The sequence below is a fragment of the Levilactobacillus cerevisiae genome (assembly GCF_003946245.1).
Taxonomy (GTDB): domain Bacteria; phylum Bacillota; class Bacilli; order Lactobacillales; family Lactobacillaceae; genus Levilactobacillus; species Levilactobacillus cerevisiae.
In genome coordinates this window covers 1-1,716 of record NZ_RHNN01000074.1, presented here as the reverse complement: position 1 = coordinate 1,716, position 1,716 = coordinate 1, and the positions used below count along the sequence as shown (strand labels likewise).

2 protein-coding genes and 1 pseudogene are annotated in these 1,716 nt (G+C 37.4%); all 3 read right to left on the bottom strand.

Annotation, left to right across the window (positions count from 1 at the left end; genetic code table 11):
* Positions 1-307 precede the first annotated feature (307 nt).
* Positions 308-670, bottom strand: coding sequence for a hypothetical protein (locus EKM99_RS15620; protein ID WP_125584209.1), 363 nt, complete (start codon positions 668-670; stop codon positions 308-310).
* A 96-nt stretch (positions 671-766) separates the two neighbouring features.
* On the bottom strand, positions 767-1,399 hold the full coding sequence (locus EKM99_RS15615; protein WP_065675006.1) for a recombinase family protein: 633 nt from the start codon (positions 1,397-1,399) through the stop codon (positions 767-769).
* Positions 1,400-1,619: 220 nt separating this feature from the next.
* Positions 1,620-1,716: pseudogene (locus EKM99_RS15610) on the bottom strand (IS30 family transposase); the annotation flags it as partial.

Here is a 1,716-nt window from a genome sequence, read left to right as displayed (position 1 = left end):
CATTCTTTGATTATACAAAAATATCCGTTGCCAGTAATCAAATTCATTTGATTACCAACAACAGATATTTTAGAACCGTTAAAAATTACGTCTCTTCAATCTTCACACTTTAACATCAATAACGCTTACTCGAACAATAGCATCATTGATAGCTACCAGGCTATCAATGATGCTATTGTTCGTCATATTCAAATTGCTGTAGATCAACACCACCTTAATTACTCGAAGCTTGCAGCGTTTTGGAAAAGAGAGAACTCCATTATAAAAAGCGAAAGTGTTCTCAGAATGCGCCTATTTAACATCTAATTTAAAAATGTGCTCTTCTACTTGTTGAAAAGTATGCTGAAATTACGTGAGGCGCTGCAATTAATGCGTAGTAGATTAAAAAATCTACACTGCTATCTTTAATTATCAATATAATAAGTAACATCGCAGTAGATAAGACGACAAGTGTGGTACGTAACCACGGTACTGTTGTCACATGATTGTTTTCTTTGAAACACGGATTCCTACGCTCAAAAAGTTTTAATAGCGTACTAAAAATTATTAAAACGATGACCGCATAAATCATTATTATTAACCATGAATGAATAATCTCAATCGGAAACAAAATAAAAGCAATGATTAGGTATTGAAAAAGCGCGTAGTTTCCATAATTAATATCAATCATCTCGTTTATCTCCCTTTCAATTTTAACTACAATTAGATATTGGCAAATGTTTAATGTTCGATATTCAGTTAAAATCAACGAATCCCGGTTAACCTTTTATTCGAGAACTTCTTCATTCAACCGATTCTTGATATTAATGACAGTCTGAACCGAGACGCCGGTTTCAGCCGCAATTGCTCGGTAGCTAATTGGGGCACCGGTTGCTTTATTTCTTAACTGCTCAACGATTCGATGATAAATAAACCGTTTCTGCGGATTAGGCGAGTCCTCGGCGTATACCGGCCGAGTTCCGCGGTATTTCCCATTAACCTTAGCAATTTCAATTCCTTGACGCTGGCGCTCACGAATTTTCTTCCGCTCCGTCTGGGCCATATAAGCTAGCAGCTTGGTTAGCATATCGAACATAAATTTGTCCATATCTGAATCACCAGTTTGCATTGAAAGAAACGGGGCATCTAAGACTTCCATTTTAACCTGTTTATCTCTAATCTGTTTGATTATATCACTGGCATCGTCATAGTTTCGACTAAGCCGATCCAATGAGGCCACCACTAATGTATCTCCTTGCCGCACATAAGCAATCGCCGCCTGTAATTCTGGTCGGTTCTGGGTCGATTTGCCCGATTGTTTTTCTTCAAAGATTTTCTCACATCTGGCCACTTTCAAGGCTTCAATTTGGCGGGCCAAATTTTGATCAGTTGAACTAACTCGCGCATAACCAACTTTCATCAATAACTCTCCTTTCAGAGGATCAGTCTCCCCCACCCTACTGCATTCTGTTTAGACACTCTAATTAGACAGTTTGACAAAAACAAAGAACTGCTTGTTATCCCAAGCAGAATCTAAGCTTTTCTTCATAAGTTGATTATACTGCTTTTTGTCCATTTAGGGTACACTTAAATTGAACAGTTTATTTTGAATTAATTTGTTGATATGGTAGATTGCAAATTTAATCCGAATTTTTGGACAAATTTGTCAGCATAACCTGATACGGTGTTTGCCAGTCGAGTATTTTAAGCGGTCGCTGGTTAATTTGGAGTAACGTC